General features: G+C 72.8%; 18 protein-coding genes and 1 tRNA gene. 5 read left to right on the top strand and 14 right to left on the bottom strand.

Features of this window, described 5'->3' with window-relative positions; all coding sequences use genetic code 11:
* Positions 1-9: 9 nt before the first annotated feature.
* The 11 genes from ABZ671_RS03185 to ABZ671_RS03135 are packed head-to-tail and all read right to left on the bottom strand — an operon-like array spanning position 10 to position 7889.
* On the bottom strand, positions 10-441 hold the full coding sequence (locus ABZ671_RS03185; RefSeq protein ID WP_357850285.1) for a hypothetical protein: 432 nt from the start codon (positions 439-441) through the stop codon (positions 10-12).
* On the bottom strand, positions 438-905 hold the full coding sequence (locus tag ABZ671_RS03180; protein WP_357850283.1) for a TadE/TadG family type IV pilus assembly protein: 468 nt from the start codon (positions 903-905) through the stop codon (positions 438-440). The genes ABZ671_RS03185 and ABZ671_RS03180 overlap by 4 nt, the downstream gene beginning before the upstream one ends.
* Positions 902-1390: a TadE family protein gene (locus ABZ671_RS03175; RefSeq protein WP_357850281.1), complete on the bottom strand. Its 489-nt coding sequence runs from the start codon at positions 1388-1390 to the stop codon at positions 902-904. Before ABZ671_RS03175 ends, ABZ671_RS03180 begins: the two co-directional genes overlap by 4 nt.
* Positions 1390-1596, bottom strand: a complete 207-nt coding sequence (locus ABZ671_RS03170; RefSeq protein ID WP_357850278.1) for a hypothetical protein — start codon at positions 1594-1596, stop codon at positions 1390-1392. Before ABZ671_RS03170 ends, ABZ671_RS03175 begins: the two co-directional genes overlap by 1 nt.
* Before the next feature lie 27 nt (positions 1597-1623).
* Positions 1624-2481: a type II secretion system F family protein gene (locus tag ABZ671_RS03165; protein WP_357850635.1), complete on the bottom strand. Its 858-nt coding sequence runs from the start codon at positions 2479-2481 to the stop codon at positions 1624-1626.
* A gap of 5 nt (positions 2482-2486) precedes the next feature.
* Complete coding sequence (locus tag ABZ671_RS03160; RefSeq protein ID WP_357850275.1) at positions 2487-3386, bottom strand: type II secretion system F family protein; 900 nt, start codon at positions 3384-3386, stop codon at positions 2487-2489.
* Between the two features lie 5 nt (positions 3387-3391).
* A complete protein-coding gene (locus ABZ671_RS03155; RefSeq protein ID WP_357850272.1) occupies positions 3392-4927 on the bottom strand; it encodes a CpaF/VirB11 family protein in 1536 nt (511 codons plus the stop codon).
* On the bottom strand, positions 4917-5750 hold the full coding sequence (locus ABZ671_RS03150; protein ID WP_357850269.1) for a ParA family protein: 834 nt from the start codon (positions 5748-5750) through the stop codon (positions 4917-4919). Before ABZ671_RS03150 ends, ABZ671_RS03155 begins: the two co-directional genes overlap by 11 nt.
* Positions 5750-6409 (bottom strand): SAF domain-containing protein, encoded by a 660-nt coding sequence (locus tag ABZ671_RS03145; RefSeq protein ID WP_357850265.1) that lies wholly within the window; start codon positions 6407-6409, stop codon positions 5750-5752. Before ABZ671_RS03145 ends, ABZ671_RS03150 begins: the two co-directional genes overlap by 1 nt.
* Entirely contained in the window at positions 6406-7332 is a 927-nt protein-coding gene (locus tag ABZ671_RS03140; protein WP_357850262.1) for a hypothetical protein, read from the bottom strand. The genes ABZ671_RS03145 and ABZ671_RS03140 overlap by 4 nt, the downstream gene beginning before the upstream one ends.
* On the bottom strand, positions 7326-7889 hold the full coding sequence (locus tag ABZ671_RS03135; protein ID WP_357850632.1) for a hypothetical protein: 564 nt from the start codon (positions 7887-7889) through the stop codon (positions 7326-7328). The genes ABZ671_RS03140 and ABZ671_RS03135 overlap by 7 nt, the downstream gene beginning before the upstream one ends.
* Positions 7890-8481: 592 nt before the next feature.
* Here ABZ671_RS03135 and ABZ671_RS03130 point away from each other — a divergent pair.
* From ABZ671_RS03130 to ABZ671_RS03115, 4 genes are all read left to right on the top strand, one after another.
* Entirely contained in the window at positions 8482-9255 is a 774-nt protein-coding gene (locus ABZ671_RS03130) for an A24 family peptidase (RefSeq protein ID WP_357850260.1), read from the top strand.
* Positions 9256-9392: 137 nt separating this feature from the next.
* Positions 9393-9464: transfer RNA gene (locus tag ABZ671_RS03125), tRNA-Lys, on the top strand.
* 113 nt (positions 9465-9577) lie between these two features.
* Positions 9578-9832 carry a hypothetical protein gene (locus ABZ671_RS03120; RefSeq protein ID WP_137779437.1) on the top strand — a complete coding sequence of 85 codons (255 nt, stop codon included), beginning with the start codon at positions 9578-9580 and terminating at the stop codon, positions 9830-9832.
* A complete protein-coding gene (locus ABZ671_RS03115; protein ID WP_357850256.1) occupies positions 9814-10230 on the top strand; it encodes a type II toxin-antitoxin system VapC family toxin in 417 nt (138 codons plus the stop codon). The genes ABZ671_RS03120 and ABZ671_RS03115 overlap by 19 nt, the downstream gene beginning before the upstream one ends.
* Positions 10231-10306: 76 nt before the next feature.
* Here ABZ671_RS03115 and ABZ671_RS03110 read toward each other — a convergent pair whose 3' ends face one another.
* The 3 genes from ABZ671_RS03110 to ABZ671_RS03100 form a co-directional block, all read right to left on the bottom strand.
* Positions 10307-11452 (bottom strand): DUF6596 domain-containing protein, encoded by a 1146-nt coding sequence (locus tag ABZ671_RS03110; protein WP_357850629.1) that lies wholly within the window; start codon positions 11450-11452, stop codon positions 10307-10309.
* Positions 11453-11460: 8 nt separating this feature from the next.
* Positions 11461-11868 (bottom strand): YciI family protein, encoded by a 408-nt coding sequence (locus ABZ671_RS03105; RefSeq protein ID WP_357850252.1) that lies wholly within the window; start codon positions 11866-11868, stop codon positions 11461-11463.
* Positions 11869-12013: 145 nt separating this feature from the next.
* A complete protein-coding gene (locus tag ABZ671_RS03100) occupies positions 12014-12631 on the bottom strand; it encodes a phosphatase PAP2 family protein (RefSeq protein ID WP_357850249.1) in 618 nt (205 codons plus the stop codon).
* Between the two features lie 122 nt (positions 12632-12753).
* On the opposite strand from ABZ671_RS03100, the gene ABZ671_RS03095 reads away from it, so the two are divergent.
* Complete coding sequence (locus ABZ671_RS03095) at positions 12754-13836, top strand: NAD-dependent epimerase/dehydratase family protein (protein WP_357850247.1); 1083 nt, start codon at positions 12754-12756, stop codon at positions 13834-13836.
* Positions 13837-13839 lie beyond the last annotated feature (3 nt).

Here is a 13839-nt window from a genome sequence, read left to right as displayed (position 1 = left end):
CTTCCCTTCCTACGGTGCCCCGGTGAGCGCCCGTGCGGTGGCCTCACCGGTGACGGTGACGGAGTTCTTGAGGCCGAAGAGGCCGAGCAGGTTCCGGCGGTAGGTGATGCGGACGTGTACCTGGATCTGCTTCTCGCCGTTGACGACCGGGAAGCTGACCTCGTGGCTGGCGACGCCGCCGGCGGCGCGCAGGTAGCTCGCGACGGCGTTCCGGGCGCTCGCCTCGTCGATCTTCTTCGGGCCGCCCTCGATGGCCTGGGCCCGGTCGATCATCTGACCGCCGCTGCGGGCCGCCTCGGCGGCGAGGTTGTCGGCGCGCTGCAACGACCGCATCTGCCCGGCGCCGTCGTACGCCAGGCTGATGATCATGAGTACGCCGGTCATCGCCACGGCGAGGAAGAGACTCACCCGGCCGCTCTCCGACGCGCGCCCCCCGGTCATCCACGACTCCGGTAGGTGTCCAGCGGGGACGTGAAGCTCGCCGAGACGGTCTTGCTGGCGGGCACTCCGGGCAGCCCCGGTGCCCGCAGGTCGGCGAAGGAGACCGTGCAGGTCACCGTGACGGTGACGGTCGCTGGCACCCCGGGCGCGCTGCGGTACGCGGCGGCGAAGGTCGTCGCCCTGCCCTGGACCGAGCCGCTGAAGGTCAGTGCCGGCTGGGCGGCGCAGTTCAACCCCGACCAGTCGAGTTGCCGGCGGGCCGCGTTGGTGGCCGCGGTCTGGCCGGTGCGCGAGTCCCGGGCGATCGAGGCGGCCCGGGCGGCGTCGTGCGCGGCCGACTCCACCGCCTCGGCGGCCACGGCCGTCCGCCCGGCCACCCCGCCCAGCACCATCAGCAGGATGAAGGCCGGGGCGAGCACCGCCACCTCGATCGAGACGGAACCGCGTTCGCGCATCGGCCTCATCCCGTCGTCCAACGTTCGACCGGCCCGTGCGCGGTCTGCCGGACCCGGAAGTCGACCCCCGGGATCACCGACAGGGAGCGCCCGCTGACCGTGCAGGTGACCTCGGTGGCGGTCCTCGTGCAGGTGGGGCCGGGGTTCCGCCAGTCGACCAACCAGTCACCGCTGGCGCTCAGGAATCTGGTGGCTCGATCGCGGCCCGCACCGGACGGGGCCTTGAACACGCGTTGGGCGTTGACCCCGGACTGCGCCGCGTTGAGGGCGGTGGCTCGGGCGACGAACCAGACGCCGAGCTGGATCGAGCCGAAGAGCAGCACCAGGATCGCCGGCATCACCACCGCCAGCTCGACCGGGTTGGCGCCCCGCTCCGCCCCGTCGGCGGCGAGCCGGGCACGAACGACTGCGGTGATCCGCCCCGGGCCGCCCCGGCCGGTGGACCGGTCGGCGGATGCCGGCCGACTCCGGTCCGTACGGTCGGGGCGGGACATCACTTCGTTGGGTTCTTGCTGTTTGGGATGGCACTCATCCAGTTGTCCGCCTTGGCGTAGACGATCCCGGTGACAATCGTGGCGACGAAGACCAGGCCGAAGATGATCACGGCGGTCGGCACCGGGCTGTCGCCCCGCTCGGGGTCCCGTCGCAGCTGGGCCAAGCGGCTTCTCACCGCGGCGTACAGGTAGGTGGAGAGGCGCATCGGAGTTCTCCTTCTCGTGCGTAGGGTTCACAGACGGGCCAGGAACGGGTAGACGGCGAAGCCGAGCAGGACGAAGACCAGCAGCGAGCCCGGGATGTCCAACCGGCTGGTCACCCCCTCAGCCCGAGCCAGGTTGTCGGTACGGATCTGGTCGCGCAGCGAGTCGGCGCGGCTGCGCAACGTCTCGTGCACCTGGGCGCCCTCGCTGCCGGAGGTGCGCATGATCGCGCCCACGTCGCCCAGCTCCGGGATGCCGATCCGGTCGGCCAACTCCTGCAGCTCGTCCCAGGGCGAGTGCATCTGAAGCTGGGCGATCCGCAGCGCCTCCCGGATCCGGTCGAAGACCCAGCCGTCGCAGACCGCCGCCGCGCGTTCCAGCGACTGCACCGGGCCGTGCGCGGCGGAGAGCTGCAACGCGACCAGGTCCAGGTAGGTGCAGACCGCCTGCCGGAACTCCTCCCGCGCGGCGGCCGCCTTCGCCAGCACGTCGCGGTGCGCCACCAGACCGGCGACCAGCGCCAACCCCAGGCTCCCCAGCACCGGTACGACGAGCGGCAGCGGCACCCCGGCCAGGAAGAGCAGGGCCGACGCCAGGGCCGGCATGGCGAACCCGACCAGCGCGGAGAGCAGCACCGACATGGCGTACTGCTCGGGGGTGCGGTCGAGCAGGGCGAGCTGGCGGTGCGGCGGGCGCAGCCAGCGGGAGACGCCGGCCAGCCAGTCCGGCCCGCCCCGGGCCACCGCCTGGCCCGGCGGCTGGTGCAGCCGACGCAGCGCCGGGCCGAGCGCCGGGGTGGCCGGCAGCGCCTCGCGTACGACCAGGAAGAGGCTGAGGCCGACGAAGGCCCCGCCCAGCACGGCTATGACAAGCTCCCAGTTGAGGATCACGCTCACGCGATCACCTCCTCCGGGTCGGGGGCGGGCAGGAAGCGCGCCGGCCGGGGCGGCTGGCTCATCGAGCGCACCCAGATCAGCAGCCCGACGAACGCGGCACCGAGCACCGCCATCACCAACTGCCCGAACGGCGTCCGGTACGGCCGGACGTACTCGGCGTTGATCAGCCCGTACGCGAGGGTGGCCAGGGTCATCCCGGTGAGGAAGCGAACCGCGAACCGGGGCTGCGTACGCTTCGCCTCGATCTCCCGCCGGGTGGCCACCTCGGCGGACGCGGCCGAGGCGATCGAGCCGAGCACGTCGCCGAGCCGCTCGCCCCGGTCGGTCAGGTGCAGGATCAGCGCGGCCACCACCTGGTCGCAAACCGGGTCGCCGATCTCGTCGGCGAAGGCGAGCAGGGCGGACCTCGCCAGCCAGCCGGCCTGGAGCCGGGCGGCCAGGGTGCGTACCTCCTCCTGGATCTCCTCGGGAGCGGTGGCGATGGTGCCGATGATCGCCTGCTGGAGGCCCTGCCCGGTGCCGCAGATGTCCTTCAACCGGCGGGTCCACTCGCCGACCGCCTCGATTCGGGCGATGGCCCGCTGCTCGGCCCGGCCGACCGCGAACAGCCACGGCACCCCGGGCACGGCCAGCCCCACCAGCAGCCCGACCACCGGCAGCCCGGTCAGCAGGAAGGCCAGGGCCCCGGCCACCACCGCCGCGACGAGCAGCGCCCGGCGATTGCGCTTTTCGTGCTGGCTGGTCCCGGATCCGGTCAAAAGTCGACCCGGACCGGGCCGCGCGCCCGGTGCTGGCCCGGCGGGCCGGCGGGTGCCGACCAGCGCGACCACGGTCAGCAGCAGCCCGGCCACGAACGCCGCGCCGGAGAAGAGCGCGACCAACTCGATCATCGGCATGGTGGTTACCGCCGTCCGAGCCGGGTGTGCCGGGGCCGACGCCAGGCGCCGGTGCCGGCCTCGATGAACCGGGTCAGCAGCCGGGCGTCGTAGCCGACCCGCAGCAGCTGGGCGCGGATCCGCTCGGGCAGGTGTCGGGGAACGGCCCGGCCGTCCGGCCCCGGCCCGAAGACCGTGGTGGTGGTGATCCGGTTGCCCTCACCCACCCCGATCACCTCCTCGACGTGGGAGACGAAGCGGTGCTTGCGGCCGCCGATCGCGGTCTCGTCCTCGACGTTGACGTAGACGATCAGGTCGAGCGCGTTGCCGGCCATCCGGCGGGCCTGGTCGACCGTCATCTCCCGGCCGTGCGCGAGCGCCAGCTCGATGATCCGTTCGCTCACCCCCGCCGGCGTACGCGCGTGGATGGTGCACATCGACCCACGGCTGGTGGTCATCGCCTGGAGCATCGGCACGATCTCCCGGGACCGGACCTCGCCGACGATGATCCGCAGCACGCCCATCCGCAGCGAGACCGGAATCAGGTCGGAGATGTTCACCTCGCCGGCCGGGCGGCCGTCCAGCCCGCGCTCGCCGTGCCCCTCCCGGGCCTCAAAGCTCATCACCGCCCGGTGCCGGTGCCCCCGGCGGGCCGGCAGCAGCTCGCGGCTCTCCTCCAGCAGCACGTACGGCTCGTCCGCCGGGATCTCGTCCATCAGCGCCCGGATGACCGTGGTCTTGCCCGCCCCGGCCAGCCCGGCGACCATGATGTTCAGCCCGGCCCGCATGGACGCGCGCAGGAAGTCGCGCAGCAGCGGGTCGATCATCTCGTCCAGGTCGGGGCGGCCACCGGCGATGTCCTCCAGGCTCACCGCCAGGGTGTTGTGCTTGCGGATCACCGCGTACGGGCGGTGGCTGACCAGGAACACCGCGGCCAGTCGGCTGCCGTCGGGTAGTTGCAGGTCGAGCGTGGGCTTCGAGGTGGAGAGGGATCGTTCGGTGGCTCCCGCGCGGCGGGCCGCCGCCTGGAGGATCTCCACCAGCTCGTCGTCGCTGTCGGCGATCGGCTCGGCCCAGTCGACGCCGCCGCCGTGCCGGGTGATGCGTACCTGGTCGCAGCCGAGTATGTGCACCTCCTCGATGGTGTCGTCGACCAGCAGCGTCTGCAGTCGGCCCAACCCCACCAGCTCGGCGGTCACCTGGTCGAGCAGCAGCCGTTCCTCGTCGGCGGCCATCGGCGTGCCGGCCCGGCGCACCGCGTCCGCGTACGCGGAAACCACCGCGACGGCCAGCCGCGCCCGCTCCACCTCCTCGGCGTCCGCGTCGAACTCCCGGCCCCGCTGCCAGAGGGTGAGCCGTTCGCTCAACTCCCGGCGCAGCTCGCGGACCACGGCGAAGTCCACCCGGGGGCGCGGCGGCGGTGGGGGCGCCGGTGGCGCGACCGGCGCCAGGGTCGCATCCGGCGGGTGGTGCCGTCCGTTCGGCGGGGCCAGCGGCGGCACGGTGGAGGTGGCGCCGGGCTGCTGCCCGCGCGGGTCGTGGGAGACCGGCTCAAACCGCACCGGACACCCCCGGCGCGGCAGCCGCGGCCACCGCCTGCGGCTGCGGCGCACCCGGCCAGGCCAGCCGGGCCCGCCGCCGGTCCAGCAGCGCCGCGACCGGCACCTCCAGGGCGCTGGCCGCGCGCATCAGCGGCCGCCCGGCGCGTACGGTGCCGCCGAGGCTGAGCACCGCCGCGGTACGCGGGTCGTGCGGCAACCGGGCGATCACCGGCAGCCGCAGCGCCTTGCTGATCTCGCTGCTGGAGTGCCCGTCGCCGACCACCAGCAGTCGCAGCGTGCCCGGGGGCACCCGATGCTCGGTGAGGTCCCGCTCGACGGCCCGGATGGTGGCCCGGGTGGCCGACAGGTCGGGCAGGTGCGCATGGGTGACCAGCAGCAGCACCGCGGCGGCGCGCAGCACCGGCCACGGTGGACCGGCCACCTGGAGCCGACCGCAGTCGACCAGCACGTCGTACGGGGGGACGCCCTTCTCCAGGCCGGTGAAGAAGTCGGCGAACCGTTGCCAGAGCGGGGTCACGCTGCCGGCCTGGGCCGGGTCGACCACGCCGGGCAGCAGCAGCCGCTCCCGCTTCGGCGCGTCCAGGTCGACCAGTTGCGACCAGAAGGCGGTGTCCAGGTTGCCGTCGCGCAGTTCCCCGACGGCCAACTCGCCGATGCCCCGGGGACCGTCGAGCGCGCCACCCAGATAGCCGGCGAGGATCGAGCCACCCGCCGGGTCACACTCGGCCAGTACCAGCCGTCGGTGCCAGGTCAGCGCGGCGGCCAGCGCGGACGTGGTGACGCCGGGCGAGCCCTTCGCCGAGAGCAGCGCGATGATGGCCATCAGGCCGCCTCGGTGAGCACGAGCGCGATCCGGTCATCCGCGGCCAGCACCACCACCGCCGGCACGTCGCGTACGGCCAGGGCCAGGTAGACCACCACGTCGTTGTTGTCCGGGGTGGTGTCGATCACCGTGGCCTCGAACCGGGTGGCGCCGCCGCGTGCCCCGTCGTCGGCGTTCGCGCTGCGGTCCGGGGTGCTGAACAGCAGGACCTTGTCGCCGGGGTGGAGCGTAGGGGCCGGCACCCGGCTCGGCTTGAGGCCGAGCGCGAGCTGCTGCTGCCCGGGCCCGAGCAGCGGGGCGTCGGTGAGCTGGGCGTCGGTCAGCAGGGTGCCCGGGGCCAGCCGGACCGCCGCCCGCAGTTCCAGCACCTCCTCCAGCCGCCGGGTCGGTATCGGCCGCAGCTCCTGCCCGCCGGAGACCCGTACCGTGATCAGGTCGTCGGCGGTGAGCTGCTGGCCCACCTCGACCGGCCGGGCCACCGCCAGGTAGCTGCCGGTCGACCGGACCGAGGCGACCGCGAAGGCCGAGCCCAGCCCGCCGAGGGCGATCAGCAGCACCGCCAGACCGAGCAGGCCGGGGCGGATCCGCCGCTGCCGGACCACCCGGGGCGGCGCTATCGGGGCGTCCGCCGAGATCCCGTTCCGGGTCGCCACGCTCATCGGGTCACCACCTGAAGTTCGTTGATCCGCACCGGAACCGGGCCGCTGACCCGGGTCTGCGGGGCCAGTGAGTGCCTCGTACCACCGCCGGTCCACCACTGCACGGTCCAGGTTGTGGTGAGGCTGACCTGGTAGGTGCCGGCCTTGGCGTAGCCGCGGTCGTAGCCGCAGTCGGGGGAGGTCTTCCCGGCCCGCGGACCCTTCGCGTCGTACGCGGTGCCGGGCCCGGTGCAGGTGATCTTGGTGCCGTCGCCCATGGTCCACACGATCCGGGTGACCTTGGCCTCGATCTGGACCGTCAGCCCCCGGTCCGAGGCGGAGGCCTGCAGCGGGCCGAAGTAGGAGTTTCCGCGGCTGGCCCACATCCAGACCGGCAGGCCGACCAGGCCCGGCCCCGTGTCCCGCCGGGGCGTGACCGCGATCCGGGGCGGCAGCAGCGAGATCGAGGCGAGGGCCCGGCGGGCGAGCTCCTCCGGGTCGGGCGGCGCGCCGAAGCCGGGCGGCGGACCGTCCAGCAGGACGACTGTCGCGTTGCCAATGTCACCGCCGTTGCAGGTCCGCAGGTACCACTGCTGGCCCTCCGGTGGAGTGGTGGGCCCCTCGGTCAGCTTGTAGTAGCAGCCGTCGCCGTTGTTGAACCAGCCCAGGTCTTCGCTGTAGCAGGGGATCGCCCGGCCCTCCCACTGGCACTTCGGGGCGGTGCCGGGGCCGCCCCCGCCGGGATTGCCGCCGCCCGGCCCGCCCGGCCCGCCCGGCCCACCGGGTACGCCCGGGTCGTCGTCCCAGACGTGGCAGTCGTTCTGCCCGGGTGGGCAGTTTCCGCCGCCCGGACCGGCCTGGGCGGGTACGCCGGTCAGCGTGAGCAGCAGCGCCAGGCCGGCGACGAGCAGCAGCCGGCGGGCTATCCCGGCCCGGGTCAGCACGGTTGGTCCTGGTGCGCCGTGCCGGCGTTGATCAGCCACCGGCCGTCCGGGTAGCGGGCGGCGGTGGCCGTGGCCACGTATCGTCCGCCGCGCGTGCCGGGCACCACCCGGTGGTCCTTGGCGTAGACGAGGCGATAGTCGGTGGCATCCAGGCAGTCCTGGATCTCCACGGTCGGCGGGTCGGCGGCCAGGTCGACCGACACGACGGTGGGATCGGAAACGAGTCGTCCGGTACGCATCGCGCCGTGCTCCTTCGCGGTACGAATTGCCACCCGCACCCGGGTCAGCAGCGGATCGGCCAGGAATCGGGCCAGCTCGGGATGGCCGGGGTCGCTTCGTGCGCTCGCCTGCCGGGACGCCGCCAGATATCCGGAATAGGCGTCGAGGGCCGCTTTCCCGGCCGACTGTTCGCCGGCGGTGAAATGCGCGACCGGTGTGCCACCCGCCTTGATCAGTGGGCGGGCGTCGGCCTCCGGCTCGGCGCCGCAGCCGGTGTTGGCTGCCAGCAGGGCCAGGCTGAGCAAGCAGACCAGTCGGCGGGAATGCCGTGTTCGCAACACCGCGCCCTCCTCGGTGGCGACCCGGAGCGGCTGCGCCGCGCGTGCTCCGGGCATGCGGCAGCGCTCCCGGATGTCTCCGCCCGGGCCCCCAGTGGCCACCGCCGCATTTACCTCTGCGGATCTTCAACTAATTGGGAATGTGATGTCTCCGGTTGACCTCCGACGCCAATGGATCGGGGGTTGCGTGCCACCCAAGGGGCGAGCATAGGCTGACGTGCGCCGATGCAACAGAGGCAATTCAATTGATTACGTTGAGTGATTGCGGGTGGTGGTGGCCGGTGGGTGTCCGAACGGTGACGTACGGCCGATGGTTGGCCGGGCCGATGGCGGGAGTGCCCTCGCCCGGTCAAGGGGTTCGGGGGGCTGCTCGGCATCCGCACGGCGGGGGAATTGGCGGCATCGAGGCTTCTGGTCCGATCTGTTCCGTCGGCGTCGGCACCGGTCGAGGCTGGTCGCCCGGCGTACGTCAACCCGCTGGCCGGACCGACCGGAACGCCGTTTTCCGCGCCATCCGTCACCCGCTGGCGCAACCAGTCTCACTCTCCGTGTTCTATGTTGACGCTATCCGCCACCCTGCCGGGGCGCCGGCGTGACCGCCGAACGGCTCCGGGCCGCACCGAAGGACGCCGCCGACCGGCGTCCGGTGGTGCGCCTGCTGGCCGCCCTGGCGGTCGTACCGCCGCTACGGCTGGCCGTCGCCCGGTACGCCGTACCCCCGGGGGCGGCGGACCGGGCCGGGTGCGACGGCTGCGGCGCTCCGATCGGCCTGGACCGGCCGCTGCCGGCGCTCGGGCCGGCGGCGCGATGCCCGGCGTGCCGGGCCCGGGTCGGCGCGGCGCCCGGCGTGGTCGAGTTGACGCTGGTGGCGGCGGTGGCGGTGCTCGCGCTGACCGGCGGCCCGTTCGGCGAACGATTGGCGGTGGCCTGGTGGCTCGCCTTCGCGGTGCCGCTGGCGCTGGTCGACGCCGCCGTGCACCGGCTCCCGGACCGGCTCACCTATCCGGCGGCGGCCGGCGTGTGGGCGCTGCTCGGGGCGGTGGCGCTGGCCGGCGCCGGGCCGATGCCCTGGCTGCGCGCCACCGCAGCCGGGCTCATCCTCGGCGCGGGCTTCGCGGGGACCACCCTGCTGCTCGGCCGGCGCGGGTTCGGGCTCGGTGACGCCAAGCTGGCGCTGAGCGTCGGCGCGCTGCTCGGCTGGTACGGCTGGCCGGTGCTGGTGGTCGGGCTGATGCTGGCCGTCAGCCTCTCCGCGCTGGTCGCCCTGGCGCTGTTGGCGGCCGGCCGGGCCCGCTGGTCCAGTCACCTGCCCTTCGGCCCGTTCCTCGTCACCGCCACCGCCCTGACTCTCCTCCTCACCAGCTGACCCTGCTCGGGTTCGGGTGCAGTAGGTTGTCGGGGCGTCGGCCTTGGACGGTCGGTGCCCCCGGCCTGAACGGGCGACGCTGCCTTCCAGCGCACATCGAGCGGGCCGGAAGGGTTCAGGTAATCTGTTCGGTCGACGGGCCGTTAGCTCAATGGCAGAGCTGAGGACTTTTAATCCTTAGGTTCTGGGTTCGAGTCCCAGGCGGCCCACTCACTTCTCTGACCTGTGACTTCTCGCTGTGCGACGGTCGCTGTGCGGACCCGCTGATCGAGCAATCGAGCCTTTCCCAGGCCCCGAGCGAAGCTGCATGCATAATGAATGCATGGTTGCTCTTCAGATTCGGGACGTGCCGGAAGAAGTGCGAGACGCGTTGGCCGCACAGGCCAAGGCGCGCGGGCAGTCACTCCAGGCGTACCTGCTGGAGTTGGTGGAAACGCAGGCTCGACGTCTGCGCAACACCGCAGCTCTTGATCGCTTCGCCGGCCGATCGGACGGTGCTCGCTCTCTGCCGGGGGAGAGTGCTGCCGAGTTGACCGACCAACGAGAGCAGCGCGGACCATGGGGAAGCGCCGCGTGATAGTCGTGGACGCATCGGCCTTGGCGGATGCCCTGGTCGACGATGGGCCGGTAGGCGACGCGGCGCGGGCAGAGCTGACCGGAGATCCGCACTGGGCCGCGCCAGGCAATCTTCTGGTCGAGGTCATGTCGGTGATCAGGGGCAAGGTCCTCGGTAGGAAGCTCGGCCTTGCTCGAGCCCAGGAGGCGATCGACGCCCTGCCTTCGTTGGTCATCGACGAGGTTGGCGTCCCGTTGCTGCTCGACCGAATGTGGCAGTTGCATGGCAATGTCACGGCCTACGACGCGGCGTATGTCGCGGCGGCGGAGTTGATGGCCTGCCCGCTGGTGACCGGTGATGGTCGGCTCGCCAAGGCCAGCGGCATCCGCTGCGAGATCCGACTGCTCGCTGTCCCCTGAGGACGTGAGCGGATTCGTACCCGACCCAGGCACTGGTCGGTCGCCGTCTGTAGGCCACCTCGCCGGTCAGGACCGGTTAGCGACGGGGGCGGGCGTTGAGCCGGGCGGCCTGCCGCGTCAGGTGGTCGCGCTCGGCGAGGTTGGGGGCCCTGTGGGCCGCCTCGGCGTACAGCCGTGCCGCGGTGGCCAGGTCGCCGTCGCGCTCGTGAAGATACGCCGCCACCGCCGTGTGGCGGGGCAGTGAGTCGTCCAGCGCCGCGAGTGCCGTCAGCCCGGAGCGCGGCCCGTCGGCCTCGCCGACGGCCACCGCGCGGTTGAGTCGGACGACAGGGCTGTCGGTCAGGCGCGCGAGCTCGTCGTACCACTCAACGATCTGCACCCAGTCAGTCTCTTCAGCGGTGGGCGCGTCAGCGTGGAGTGCCGCGATGGCGGCCTGGGCCTGGAACTCGCCCAGCCGGTCGCGGGCGAGGGCCGCCTGCAGGATCTCGACGCCCGCGGCGATCGACGTGGTGTCCCACCGGCCGCGGTCCTGCTCGGCGAGCGGCACGAGACTGCCGTCGGGCGCGGTCCGGCTGGCCCGCCGGGCGTGGTGCAGCAGCATGAGGGCGAGCAGCCCGGCCACCTCGGGGTGGTCGATCGCGGCCGCGAGCTGCCGGGTGAGCCGGATGGCCTCGGCGGCGAGGTCGACGTCGCCGGAGTAGCCCTCGTTGAAGACCAGGTAGAGGACGCGCAGCACGGTGGCGACGTCGCCGGGCTGGTCGAACCGCACGCCGACGATGGTGCGCTTGGCCCGGCTGATGCGCTGCGCCATGGTCGCCTCGGGCACCAGGTAGGCCTGGGCGATCTGGCGGGTGGTCAGCCCACCGACAGCGCGCAGCGTGAGCGCGACCGCGGACGACGGCGTCAGCGACGGGTGGGCGCACAGGAAGTAGAGCTGGAGCGTGTCGTCCACCGAGGGGGCGGGCCCTGGTGCCGGCTCGTCGTCGACGCGGTCCTCACGCCGGCGGCGCGCGACGTCTGCCCGGGTCGCGTCGATGAACTTGCGCCAGGCCACGGCGACCAGCCAGCCCTTCGGATCCTGCGGCGGGTTGATCGGCCAGCTGCGGATCGCCTCGACCAGCGCGTCCTGCACGGCGTCCTCGGCCGCCGCGAAGTCGGCTCCGCGGCGGACGAGGATACCGAGCACGCTCGGCGTGAGGCTCCGGAGCAGGGCCTCGCCCAGCTGAGCGGTCAATCGGTGATGGTGGGCGGCGCGGTCAGGAACGGGCGTACCTCGAGCCACTCGTGGATCGGCTTCCCGCCTGCCCCAGGGGCGGCCGACAGCTCCCCGGCCAGCTCGACGGCCCGTTCGTAGCTGTCGACGTCGATCACCATCCAACCGGCGATGAGGTCCTTCGTCTCGGCGAACGGGCCGTCGGTGACCGGCGGGCGCCCCTCACCGTCGTACCGGACGAATGTCCCCTCGGGGGCGAGCGCCTGAGCGTCGACGAACTCGCCGGTCTCCTCGAGTCGGGCCGCGAAGTCGTGCATGTACCGCATGTGCGCCGAGATCTCCTCCGGCGTCCACTGGTCCATGGGCACGTCGTTGACCGGAGCCGGAGCGCCTCGGTAATGCTTGAGCAGCAAGTACTTGGCCATCGGTTTCTCCTCGGTGCTGGTGTGACCCATTCTGGTCACGTTCACCGCAGGGACGGAGCCGACCACGCGTTCTCGACATCCCTGTCTCCCGGCGACGACTGGCCCGGCCATGGTCAATGCGATCTCACGCGGGTGCGCGTGCGGGTCAGCGGTGACGACCGACGTGGACGAGCGGACGGGTGCGCCGGTGCAGCACTTCGGCGATCGGGCGGGCGGCGAGCGGGGTGAGCAGCGCGCCGACGAGGGCGCCGAGTAGCAGGCCGGCGGCCACGTCGTGCGGGTAGTGCACCCCGACGAAGGTGCGGGACACGCCGGCGAGCAGAGCCAACGGGACGGCCACCAGGCCGATCCGGCGGTGCAGCAGCAGGGTGGTGGCGGCGAGCGCCCCAGCGATGGTGGAGTGGTTGCTGGGGAACGACCAGTCGCCGACGGGTGGGCAGTGCGCGGCAACGATCGCCAGATCGGCAAGGCTGCGGCAGGGCCGGTCCTCGGCGATCAGGTTCTTGAGCCCCAGGCTGGCGGCGTACGCGAGCAGCACCGTGACCGGCGCGGCCAGGACGAGCGCGTGGCCCCGGACGTCACGCCCGGACAGACGGGTCAGCGCCGCCAACACCAGCAGCACGCCGAGGAGCAGCAGCGCTCCCTCGGTGAAGTACGTGGCAAACCAGTGCACCGGTTGGGGCGTGCTGTCGGCGAACTCGACTACATCGTGATACCAGTCGGCGCTGATATCCGGAACATCGGTCGCAACGGCGTCAGTCATGGATCATTCTACCAGTGTTCATGCTCCGGGCACGCAGCCGTTGCCCGATGGACACCAACAGTCGGTCGCCGTACATGGCCGTCTGGTGGTTGGCACCCGACTCAACGGGTAGGGCAGCGCACATGCGGATCGTCATCGTGGGCGCCACCGGCAACGTCGGGACCGCCCTGCTGCGACGGCTACACCGGGAGACCGGACTGGAACTGGTCGGGGTGGCCCGCCGGCTGCCCGAGCCGGAGCCGGGCGAGCCGTACGACCGGACGGAGTGGCACTCCTGTGACATTGGGGCACCGAGCGCACCCGATCGGCTGGCGGCGATCTTCGCTGGGGCGCGGGCGGTGGTCCACCTGGCCTGGCAGATTCAGCCCAGCCACGACCGGCGGACGCTGTACCGAACCAACGTCGGCGGCAGCCGGTCGGTGGTTGACGCGGCCGTCCGGGCCGGCGTGCCCGCACTGGTGTACGCCTCGTCGGTCGGCACGTACGCGCCCGGGCCGAAGGACCACCCGGTCAGCGAGCGCTGGCCGGCGACCGGGGTGGCCGGGTCGTCGTACAGCCGGGACAAGGCGGAGGTGGAGGCGTTGCTCGACGCGGTCGAGCGGCGGCACCCGGAGCTGCGGGTGGTCCGGCTGCGGCCGGGGCTGATCTTCCAGCGCGACGCCGGCACCGAGATCAGCCGCTATTTCCTCGGCCCACTGGTCCCGGTGCGGCTGCTCCGGTACGGCCGCATCCCGCTCGTACCCGCGAACCGTCGCCTCCGGCTGCAGGCGGTGCACGCCGATGACGTCGCCGACGCGTACGCGAGGGCGGTCCTGGGTGAGGCGCGCGGTGCCTTCAACGTGGCCGCGGACCCGGTGCTGGCCCCGGAGCTGCTGGCCCGGCACTTCCACGGCTGGACGGTGCCGGTGGCCGCCCCGGTGCTGCGCGCGGCGGCGGCGCTGACCTGGGCAGCGCGGCTGCAACCGGTCGACGCCGGCTGGGTCGACCTGGCCTTGAACGCGCCATTGATGTCCAGCGAGCGCGCCGAGGCCGAGCTGGGCTGGACCCCACGGTTCGACTCGGTCACCGCGCTCCGGGACCTCTTCGCCGGCATGGCCGCCCGCACCGGCACCGCCTCCCCGCCGCTGTCTCCCGACCCCACCCTGCCCGGCCGCCCCGCCGCACTCCTCCGATCCCGCCTCCCCGGCCACCTCAACCCCTACTGACCC

The sequence above is a fragment of the Micromonospora sp. NPDC006766 genome, assembly GCF_040636055.1.
Taxonomy (GTDB): domain Bacteria; phylum Actinomycetota; class Actinomycetes; order Mycobacteriales; family Micromonosporaceae; genus Micromonospora.
The sequence above is the reverse complement of the archived record's forward strand: the minus strand, read 5'-3'. Positions and strand labels throughout refer to the sequence as shown.